This is a genomic window from Rhodococcus sp. (in: high G+C Gram-positive bacteria) (assembly GCF_049286785.1).
GTDB lineage: Bacteria > Actinomycetota > Actinomycetes > Mycobacteriales > Mycobacteriaceae > Rhodococcus_F.
Genome location: NZ_JBAQEO010000447.1, coordinates 1 through 10,082, shown reverse-complemented (window position 1 = coordinate 10,082; position 10,082 = coordinate 1). Strand labels below are relative to the sequence as shown.

Genomic DNA, 10,082 nt, shown 5'->3' with positions numbered 1-10,082 from the left:
GCCGAACCAGCGCAGTCGCTCTCGGGTGATCCCGCCGGGACACTGCTCGGAGCGGCCGCCCTCGAGAACGCCTATCTAGCGGGTGGGGCGACCCCCTCGGCCCAGGTGCTGCCCGCACCCGCCGAGGACGATCCGCGGCTCCAACTGCCCCCGGCGGCGGCGTCCCATCTGATGCAGTTGCTCGCCACGAAATCATGGACTCTGACCGAATGGTTCACCGTGGCGGCCGAACACGGTTACCGGGCCCCCGATCACCTCGTCGCCGATCTGATGGCCGTCGCCCGCGTCAACGACACCCACCGCGAAAACATTCTGCGCCTGGTGGGACCGCGCGGGCAGTGGCTCGCCGCCTGCAACCCGGAGTGGTCGACGCTGTCGAGGCAGGCCGATCACGACGACTCCGTGTGGAGGCACGGTTCGCATCAGGAGCGCCTGCAATGGCTGACCCGGATGCGCACGGTGGATCCCGCTGCCGCACTGTCCGCCCTGCGCCACACCTGGGATTCCGAACGCGGCGAGCATCGGGCCGCGTTCATTGCGCTACTCGCAACCGGACTCGGCAACGAGGACGCCGACCTCCTCGAGCATGCTCTCGACGACCGCCGGAAGGAGGTACGACAGTCCGCCGTCCAGCTGCTCCGCCAGCTGCCGTCGTCCGCATTCGCCGCTCGTATGGCGGCCCGTGCCCGGGCCTGGGTGCGGGTGGAGAAGAAACCGCTCCGCACCCGGCTCGTCGTGAACATGCCCGGTTCCCTGGATGATTCGGCCCGGCGCGACGGCATCGAGGACATCCACTTCAAGAACAAGGGAATCCGCAGATGGTGGCTACGGATGGTGGTCACCGCCGCTCCCCTGTCGGTGTGGGAGAGCATGATCGGTTCCGCCGCCAGGGCTCTGGAGATCCGGATCGAGGACCAGTGGCGTGAGGTGATGATGGAGGCGTGGACCAATGCGACGGTGCTTCAGCGCAATCGGCGCTGGGCGTCCGCACTTCTGAACTTGGAAGGTCGCAGGACCGAGAAACGAGTGGTTCCACTCGTGCCGGCCCGAGAACGACTCGACTACATCCAGGCGGGGAAGGCCGACTCGTACCTCCTCGGGGTCGACGGAACCGCCCTGCTCGAGGGACTCCCCCATCCCTGGCCCCTCGGCCTCGCCGAGAGGGTGATCGCCCTCCTCGAAGACGTGGCCGGGCGCCATTCCGAATCCGGCAGGGAACTCGGACAATTCTCCCGGCACAGCCACTACTCGACGCTGCGCAGCGCCGAGACGCACTTCCCGTTCACCGCGGTCCCGCTGCTGCACGCGGCAGCCGAACGTGTCCGCGACCCCGGCTGGCAGCAGGCATTCACGGCCGCCGCCGCCCACATCGACCACCGCAGAAGCCTGCTGAAGGAGCTCGAGTGACCGAGACCACGGCCGAACAGCACCAGCTGCTCCGCCCGCATGCGGAGCAGGAGTACGCCGGCGAACTCGCCGCCCTGGCTGCACAGGACGCGCGTCCGCGGCCACCGTCGTGGAAGCTGTCCCCGGCTGCCGTCGTCACGTACCTGCTGGGCGGCGAACTCGAGGACGGCACGGTCATCAGCCCCAAGTATGTGGGTCCGCGACGTCTGATCGAGGTGGCCGTCGCGACGTTGGCCACCGACCGCGCACTGCTCCTGCTCGGCGTCCCGGGCACCGCCAAGACGTGGGTGTCCGAGCACCTCGCCGCGGCCGTCTCCGGCGAGTCGACGCTGCTGGTGCAGGGCACGTCGGGCACCCCGGAAGAGGCGATCCGGTACGGCTGGAACTACGCGCGCCTTCTCGCCGAGGGCCCCACGACGGGTGCTCTCGTGCCCTCCCCCGTCATGACTGCCATGGCAGGCGGCCGAATCGCACGCATCGAGGAACTCACGCGAATCCCGGCCGACGTTCAGGACGCACTCATCACCGTGCTGTCCGAAAAGACCCTTCCCGTACCGGAACTGGGGATCGAGGTGCAGGCGGTCAAGGGATTCAACGTGATCGCCACCGCCAACGACCGCGACCGCGGGGTCAACGATCTGTCCTCCGCGCTCCGGCGGCGATTCAACACGGTGGTCCTGCCGCTACCCGCGGACGAGGAAGACGAGGTGGCCATCGTGGCCAGGCGCGTCGAACAACTCGGTGCCTCACTGGAGTTGCCGACGTGTCCGGCCACCGTGGACGAGATCCGCCGAGTGGTCACCGTGTTCCGCGAGTTGCGGTCCGGTGTCACCGGGGACGGCCGCACCAAGCTCAAATCACCCTCCGGGACGCTGTCGACGGCGGAGGCGATCTCCGTGGTCACCAGTGGCCTCGCGCTCGCCTCGCATTTCGGTGACGGTGTCCTGCGGCCATCCGATGTGGCAGCCGGGATCCTCGGATCCGTGCTGAAGGACCCGGTGGCCGACAAGGTGGTGTGGACCGAGTACCTCGAAGCCGTCGTCCGTGAACGCGAGGACTGGGCGGACTTCTATCGGGCGTGCCGAGAGGTCGGCGGGTGATGGCCGATGCCTCGATGACCGACGGGCGTGTGCCCACCGTCCGGGTCTTCGGCATCCGTCATCACGGACCCGGTTCGGCGCGATCGGTGCGGTACGCCCTCGAGAACTTCGCCCCCGACGCCATCCTGATCGAAGGCCCCGCGGACGCCGATGCGCTGGTCCCGCTCACAGCGGGGGACGCAGTGAAGCCCCCGGTGGCGCTGCTGGCGTACGCGACCACGGCACCCGGGACGGCGGCGTTCTGGCCGTTCGCGGTGTTCTCACCGGAATGGCAGGCACTGTCCTGGGCAGTCGGCCACGGTGTCGACGTGCGTTTCTGCGACCTGCCCGCCGCGAACACGCTCGCCGCCGACCGGACCGAGCCCGTCCGTGACGATCCGCTGGCCGAGCTCGCCGCAGCCGCCGGCTACGACGACACCGAGCGGTGGTGGGATGCGGTGATCGAATCCGGTTCCGGAACAGGCACTTTCGAGGCGATCACGGAGGCGATGTCGGCGCTGCGGGAGACGGTCGAACTCGACGAATTGACGAGCAGGCGCGAGGCATACATGCGTCAGGTGCTGCGTAAGACGATGAAGACGGGCGCCCAGCGGATCGCGGTGGTGTGCGACGCCTGGCACGCACCGGCGCTGGCCGGTCCGCTCGGCCCCGCCGTCGACGACAGCCGCCTCCTCAAGGGTCTCCCCAAGATCAAGACGTCGCTGACCTGGGTGCCGTGGACCCACTCCCGGCTCTCGGCCGCCTCCGGCTATGGCGCCGGAATCACCTCTCCCGGTTGGTATCACCACCTCTTCACCACCCCCGACAAGCCGATCACGCGGTGGCTCACCAAGGTGGCACGGGTGCTGCGCGACGAGGACCTCCCGGTGTCGAGCGCACACGTCATCGAATCCGTCCGGCTCGCCGACACTTTGGCGGCCATGCGGTCGCGGTCGCTGCCCGGGCTGTCCGAGGTCACCGAGGCCACCCGGGCGGTGATGTGCGACGGCGACGAGGTCCTCCTCGACCTGATCACCCGCGGGCTCGTGGTCGGCGAAGCGCTCGGGTCCGTGCCCGAGGACGCACCCACGGTCCCACTCGATGCCGACCTACGCGCGCAGTCCAAGACGCTGCGGCTGAAGCAACAGGCCACCGGCAAGACGATCGACCTCGACCTGCGAAAGGATCTCGACGTCGCCCGATCCCGGTTCCTCCACCGGTTGAACATCCTGGCTGTCGACTGGGGGACGCCCGCCGAGAGCGAGATCCGCGGTACCGGTACCTTCCGCGAGACGTGGTCGCTGGTCTGGCGGCCCGACCTCGCCGTCGCGATCATCGAGGCGTCACTGTGGGGCACCACGGTCGAGACGGCCGCCACCGCGAAGGTCCGTGACGACGCCTCTGCCACCGGCGTAACCCTCGCCCAGCTCACCGGGCTGCTCGAGAAATCGCTGCTGTCCGACCTGTCCGATGCGCTCGTCGAACTACCCCACGCGCTGGAATCCGCGGCCGCACTCGACCACGACGTGACGCATCTGATGGACGCACTGCCCGCCCTCACCCGCACCCTGCGCTACGGAGACGTGCGCGGCACCGACGTCTCGGCGCTCACCCGCGTTGCCGACAGTCTGCTGGTACGGATCTGCGCGGGCCTCCCGTCGGCACTGTCGAGTCTCGATGACGACAGCGCCCTCGACGTGCGGCGCGCCGTCGATGACGTGCACGCCTCGGTGATGCTGCGCGACAACGATCGTGCGTCCGCTCGGTGGCTGGGCACACTCTCCGGGCTCATCGACCGCACCGATGTGAACGGTCTGGTGATCGGCCGCATGGTACGACTGCTCCGGGACGCCGGCACCATCGGCGAGACCGAGTCCGCCACCCGCCTGTCGCGGGCGTTGTCCGTCGGCGCCGACCCCGCGGCCAAGGCAGGGTGGGTGGACGGCTTCCTCGGAGGTGGCGGGGTGCTCCTCATCCACGATCGGGAACTGCTGCGCCTGCTCGACGCGTGGGTGTCGGGTCTGCGGCCCCAGAACTTCGTCGATGTACTGCCCCTCCTGCGGCGCACATTCGGTGACCTGGAGGCCGGTGAGCGCCAAGCCATCGGGCAGTCCGTGCAAGGCCGATACACCCACGAGCGTCCCACCGCAGTCGACGCCCGGCGCGGCACGATCGCGATCCGCACCGTCGCGGACATTCTGGGAGTGTGAGTCCGTGACCCCGCCTACAGCTGCGGATGCCGAACGACGGCGCCGCTGGCGACTGGTACTGGGCGATGCCGCCGACGATTCGATGGGCGGACTCGCGTCCCGGTCCGACACCGCGATGGACGGCGCGTTGTCCGCCCTCTACGACAGCGACGGTGACGGATCGCAAGGCCGTCGCCGCAGTGCTGGACTCGGCGGGTCCGCACCCAAGGTGGCGCGCTGGCTCGGCGATATCCGCACGTACTTTCCGAGCAGTGTCGTCCAGGTGATGCAGAAAGACGCCGTCGACCGGCTCGGACTCACCCAGTTGCTCCTCGAGCCCGAATTGCTCGATGCCGTCGAACCCGACGTCCACCTCCTCGGCACCCTGCTGAGTTTGAACCGGGTGATGCCCGAATCCAGCAAAGCCGATGCCCGCAGGGTGGTCGAGAAGGTGGTCCGAGAGGTGGAGAAACGGATCACGCAGAAGACGACGACCGCGGTGACCGGCGCTCTGAACCGTGTGGCGCGCACCACCAATCCGAAACTGCGCGATGTCGATTGGAATCGCACCATCCGCGCCAATCTCACGCACTATCTGCCCGAGTACAAGACCGTTGTTCCCGAGCGCCTGATCGGATACGGGCGCCGATCGCAGTCGATGCAGCGTGACGTGGTCCTTGCCGTCGACCAGTCGGGATCGATGGCCTCGAGTGTCGTCTACGCGTCGGTGTTCGGCGCCGTGCTCGCCTCCATCCGCGCCGTCCGAACATCACTGGTCGTGTTCGACACCGCGGTGGTGGATCTCACCGACAAGTTGAGCGACCCGGTGGACGTTCTGTTCGGCACGCAACTGGGCGGGGGCACGGACATCAACCGCGCGATCGCCTACAGCCAGTCACTGATCCGTCGACCCGAGAGCTCCCTGTTCGTGCTGATCTCGGATCTTTACGAGGGCGGCATCCGCACCGAGATGCTGAGGCGGATGGCCGCGATGAAAGCCGCCGGCGTGCAGATGGTGGTGCTGCTGGCACTCTCCGACGACGGTGCCCCCTCGTTCGATCACGACAACGCCGCAGCGTTGGCCGGGCTGGGTATACCTGCGTTCGCCTGCACGCCCGACAAGTTCCCGGAACTACTGGCGGTGGCACTCGAACGCGGCGACGTCGGCCGCTGGGCCGACAGCCTCCGCTCGACCTGACGGCCGCGTGTCCCGCTCAGCCGGCAGCAATCCGGCGGTCGACACCGTCGAGTTCCGGATGCGCATCGGCACGGATCCTCAGCAGGATCAGACCAGACACGGAGGCGACGATCAACGACGCCACGGTCCAATGGACGTGCAGTTCGGACACACCGACGCCCGCGCCGACGAGTCCGATGACGAACACGCTCCACATGACAGTTTTGATCCACACAATGGTCTTGGCAGCGGCAGACCCCATGGCAAAGCTCCTTCACCGAGATACGTGCATCCCCCGTGAGTTCGAAGACGGTGTTGCGCGCAGAACGTTAGCCGCGTCACACCAGGGGTCCTCGCGCGACACGTCGGACATGCGCGATCCGATACCAATCCGAGACCCGGCTAGATGAGGGCCACCGGTCCTCGCGACATCGAGGACGCCAGTACGCGCAGGTGGTCGTCGGTGCCACCGAGGGTGTGCTCGATGGCCGTCAGCCTGCTCACGTAATGACCCACCGGGTACTCGGCGGTCATGCCGATGCCGCCGTGCATCTGGATGGCTTCCTGACCGATCTTCCTCGCCGAACGGCCGATCTGCAGCTTGGCCCGCGACGCCACGACGGGGTCCACAGTGCCGTCGGCCAGCGACATCGTGGCGTAGAGGCTCATACTGCGGGCCAGTTCCAGCAACACGTACAGGTCCGCCGCACGGTGGGTGAGGGCCTGGAATTTGGCGATGGGGACGCCGAACTGCTTGCGAGTCTTCAGGTACTCGGTGGTCAGGCGCAGCGCCTCCTCCATCGCACCGACCGCCTCCGCACAGAGGGCGGCCTGTGCCCGGATCTGCGCGGTCTCGATCGCCCGCGACGCGTCGCCGCCCTCGCCGAGCGGCTCGGCGGGTGTGTCCGAGAAGTCCACCTGCGCTCCCCGCAGACCGTCGTGGGTGGAGTAGGACGTGCGGCTGAGTCCGGTCGCCTCGGCGTCGACGAGAAACAGCCCGACGCCACCCTCCGGGAGTGCAGCCGACACGACGATCGTGTGGGCACTGCCACCGTGGAGAACCGGATTCTTCGTTCCGATCAGCGTCCAGGAGTCGCCGTCCCGCGCCGCGGTGGTGGACACCTCGGTGGACGGCCACCGCACTCCCGGCTCCCGGTGAGCGAACGCGAGCAGCATGTTGCCCTCGCAGACCTCCGGAAGGATCCGTCTGCGCTGCTCTGCGCTGCCGTTCTCGACAACGAGACCACCAGGGATCAGTACGGCGTCGAGCACGGGTTCGGGTGCGAGACGGCGACCGATCTCGGTCATCACCGCCGCAACCTCGACCGGACCGGCGCCCATCCCGCCGTCCTCTTCCGCGAAGCTCAGCCCCAGCAGACCCACCTCCGCGAGCTGCTTCCACACCTGGGAACTCCAGCCCTGTTCCGTCGCGGTGACGGCATTGCGCTTCTCCGCGTCGTAACTGCGAGAGAGCAGGTCACGGGCGGTGTCGCGCAACAGCTTCTGCTCGTCGTTCAGTTCGAAATCCATGGCACGCCCTCACAATCCGAGAATCGAGGAGGCGATGATGCTGCGCTGCACTTCGCTCGACCCGCTGTAGATGGAAACCTTGCGATAGTTCAGATATGTCGCAGCGGCCCGCTGCGCCCAAAGCGGCGAATCGATGTCGTTGCCCGCCGCGAAGGGCAGCGAGTCGGATCCCGCCACATCGGTGAGCAGTTCGAGGGTGGCCTGCTGCAATTCGGAGCCGCGCAGCTTCAGGAGTGACGACGCCGGATTCGGCTTGCCGTCGGCCGAGCTCGCGACCACCCGCAACTGTGTCAACTCCAACGCAACGATCTCGTTCTCGAGTTCGGCGATGCGGGCCGCGAACAGCGGGTCGTCGAGAAGGGTTCCCTCCCCGACCTTGATCTCGGCGGCACGTTCCTTGGCCTGCGCAAGTCGAACCTTGGAGAATCCCAGCCGGGTGACCCCGGTGCGCTCGTTCCCGAGAAGGAACTTGGCATAACTCCAGCCCTGGTTCTCCTCGCCCACCAGGTTGGCCGCCGGCACGCGGACGTCATCGAGAAACACCTCGTTGACCTCGTATCCGCCGTCGATCAGCTTGATGGGCCGCACCGTGACGCCCGGTGTCTTCATGTCGACGAGGATGAAGGAGATGCCCGCCTGCCTCTTCGGCGCGTCCGGGTTGGTCCGGACCAGGCAGAAGATCCAGTCGGCGTGCTGGGCCAGCGTGGTCCACGTCTTCTGACCGTTGATGACGTAGTCGTCGCCGTCCCGGATGGCCCGAGTCTTCAGCGACGCCAGGTCGGATCCGGCCTCCGGCTCAGAAAACCCCTGGCACCACCAGATGTCGAGGTTGGCGGTGGGCGGAAGGAACTTTTCCTTCTGTTCCTGCGACCCGAAGGCGGCGATGACGGGGCCGACCATGCCGGTGTTGAACGGCAGCGGCTCGGGCACGGACGCCATCTGCATCTCGTCGAGCCAGATGTGCTTCTGCACCGGCGTCCAGTCGCGGCCGCCCCACTCGACGGGCCAGTGCGGTACCGCCATTCCGTGGGCGTTGAGGATGCGCTGGCACTCGATGAAACCGTCGCGCCCGATCTCCTCGCCGCGAGCGTACCGTTCCCGAATCTCGGCCGGAACCTGCGTGGTGAAGAACGACCGCATGTCGTCGCGGAACGCGAGTTCCTCTTCGGTCAAAGCCAGATTCATCGGGATTCCTTCGCACTCGAGACCAGATTCATGTTCGTGAGCGACGGTACCCTCCTCGCCGGGGGCACACCACGATTTCGGCGTCACTCACAGCGTGCGGAGGACGAGCAGGAAAGCGCCGCCAGCGGCATCGATCTGAGCTTCCACCCGCAGATCCGGAGCCAGCCGCGACAGCCGGTCGACCAGCCACGCCGACGCTTCCTCGGCATCCCGCCGGTCGGGGCACCGCGCCACCGCGACGCGCCCACCCTTCCGTCCGAGCTGATCGACCACTCCGATGATGGGTGCAGGATCCACGACGAACAGCCGGTCCGGCCATGGCACGACCGGCTTGACCGCACCCTTCTTGGTATTGCACGCGCGGTGGGCCAATCGCTCCGCGCCGCCCTTCGCCTTGGCGCCCTTCTTCGCGGCATAGACACTGTCTATGCTGGGGCCACGGGGGTCGTTCACCGACATATCGGGATCGACCGGTTCGTCGCACAACCAGCAACGCCACGACTCGCGGTCGCCTACCTCTCGAAGAGTGCTCACGCGGGCCAACGCTACCCGCGGGTCTAGACCGGATCGAAGCCGGAGATCAGCCACTGGTCGCCGGACCTGACGAGCTGCACGTTGATGCTCGTGGCGGTGGTCGCCGGTTCCGGCGTTGCCGCAGTGGTCGTCGTCTGATTCACGAACAACAACACCGTGGCTGACTCGGCCTGCACATCCACCACACCCGACGCGATCACCGAGGCCTGGGTCGCCACCTGACTCTCCTGCGCTGCGGGTACCACGACCTCATTCGTGAATTGCGTGTAGTAGTCCAGGAAATCGCCTGTCAGGCGGCTCTGCGCGCCACCCACGTCGTCCTGCACGGTATCCGGCTTGTACGACAGAAGCGCCACCGCGCCCTGCGCCGCCGTGTCTTCCACCGTGGCCCGCACGGTGTCGTCGACCTTCTGATCGGGCCGGTACATCGTGACGTACAGGGCCGCGGCGAGCACCGCCGCGGCGACGGTGGCCGCTCCCAGAATCAGCACGGTTCGCCGCGGCTTCCGAGTGCTGGTACCGGTTGCGGAGGCCGGCTGTCCGGAAGCGGACATTTCTTCCGAGGTTGCTGCTTGCTCTGTACTCACTGCACGAACCCTGCCTTCACGATCTTGTACTGCCCGTCCTGAGTTGCACCGTGACGCGCATGCGCTGACCCCGAGGTTCCTCCACGGCACCACCGGCGTTGGAGACCTTCTGCGCCACCGCCACGAGTACGTCGGCGGAATCACCACCCTGGTTCTCGATCGCCGCCTGCGTGACCTCGCCTTCGGACTGCACTTTCGCTTCCTGCATGACCGCGATCAGATCCTTCGAGCGCGCCTCGAACTCGTCGTGGAACTCACCTGCGGATCCGTCGAGAACTCGCTGCACGTCCTGCTCCGCCTCCTCGAAGTTCATGGTCGTCAGATCGACGACACCCTGCCGGGCCGCGTCGAGGATCTCCGTCCGCTCGCGTACGTCGCGTTCGGACTTCCAATG

General features: G+C 67.3%; 10 protein-coding genes. 4 read left to right on the top strand and 6 right to left on the bottom strand.

Going from position 1 to position 10,082, the window contains the following annotated elements; genetic code table 11:
- From WAW17_RS16290 to WAW17_RS16275, 4 genes are all read left to right on the top strand, one after another.
- Window positions 1–1,407, top strand: a 1,407-nt coding sequence (locus tag WAW17_RS16290) for a DUF5691 domain-containing protein (RefSeq protein ID WP_422333986.1), incomplete at its 5' end; no start/stop codon positions are given.
- Window positions 1,404–2,507, top strand: coding sequence for an ATP-binding protein (locus tag WAW17_RS16285; protein ID WP_422333985.1), 1,104 nt, complete (start codon window positions 1,404–1,406; stop codon window positions 2,505–2,507). The genes WAW17_RS16290 and WAW17_RS16285, both read left to right, overlap by 4 nt.
- A complete protein-coding gene (locus WAW17_RS16280; protein WP_422333984.1) occupies window positions 2,507–4,696 on the top strand; it encodes a DUF5682 family protein in 2,190 nt (729 codons plus the stop codon). Before WAW17_RS16285 ends, WAW17_RS16280 begins: the two co-directional genes overlap by 1 nt.
- 82 nt (window positions 4,697–4,778) lie before the next feature.
- Window positions 4,779–5,873 (top strand): VWA domain-containing protein, encoded by a 1,095-nt coding sequence (locus WAW17_RS16275; protein WP_422333987.1) that lies wholly within the window; start codon window positions 4,779–4,781, stop codon window positions 5,871–5,873.
- A 16-nt stretch (window positions 5,874–5,889) separates the two neighbouring features.
- On the opposite strand, the gene WAW17_RS16270 is transcribed toward WAW17_RS16275, so the two are convergent.
- From WAW17_RS16270 to WAW17_RS16245, 6 genes are all read right to left on the bottom strand, one after another.
- On the bottom strand, window positions 5,890–6,114 hold the full coding sequence (locus WAW17_RS16270) for a hypothetical protein (protein ID WP_422333983.1): 225 nt from the start codon (window positions 6,112–6,114) through the stop codon (window positions 5,890–5,892).
- A 140-nt stretch (window positions 6,115–6,254) separates the two neighbouring features.
- Entirely contained in the window at window positions 6,255–7,382 is a 1,128-nt protein-coding gene (locus WAW17_RS16265) for an acyl-CoA dehydrogenase family protein (RefSeq protein WP_422333982.1), read from the bottom strand.
- Between the two features lie 9 nt (window positions 7,383–7,391).
- Window positions 7,392–8,567 carry an acyl-CoA dehydrogenase family protein gene (locus WAW17_RS16260; protein WP_422333981.1) on the bottom strand — a complete coding sequence of 392 codons (1,176 nt, stop codon included), beginning with the start codon at window positions 8,565–8,567 and terminating at the stop codon, window positions 7,392–7,394.
- 87 nt (window positions 8,568–8,654) lie between these two features.
- Window positions 8,655–9,101, bottom strand: a complete 447-nt coding sequence (locus WAW17_RS16255; RefSeq protein ID WP_422333980.1) for a hypothetical protein — start codon at window positions 9,099–9,101, stop codon at window positions 8,655–8,657.
- 23 nt (window positions 9,102–9,124) lie between these two features.
- A complete protein-coding gene (locus tag WAW17_RS16250; protein WP_422333979.1) occupies window positions 9,125–9,688 on the bottom strand; it encodes a twin-arginine translocation pathway signal in 564 nt (187 codons plus the stop codon).
- A gap of 16 nt (window positions 9,689–9,704) precedes the next feature.
- Window positions 9,705–10,082 (bottom strand): hypothetical protein (locus tag WAW17_RS16245; protein WP_422333978.1); only part of this gene is annotated, 378 nt, incomplete at its 5' end.

Bases quoted from the DNA above. Each gene is read 5' to 3' on its own strand.
- WAW17_RS16270 (WP_422333983.1), bottom strand. From the start codon at position 6,114: ATGGGGTCTGCCGCTGCCAAGACCATTGTGTGGATCAAAACTGTCATG.
- WAW17_RS16265 (WP_422333982.1), bottom strand. From the start codon at position 7,382: ATGGATTTCGAACTGAACGACGAGCAGAAGCTGTTGCGCGACACCGCC.
- WAW17_RS16280 (WP_422333984.1), top strand. From the start codon at position 2,507: ATGGCCGATGCCTCGATGACCGACGGGCGTGTGCCCACCGTCCGGGTC.
- WAW17_RS16260 (WP_422333981.1), bottom strand. From the start codon at position 8,567: ATGAATCTGGCTTTGACCGAAGAGGAACTCGCGTTCCGCGACGACATG.
- WAW17_RS16275 (WP_422333987.1), top strand. From the start codon at position 4,779: ATGGGCGGACTCGCGTCCCGGTCCGACACCGCGATGGACGGCGCGTTG.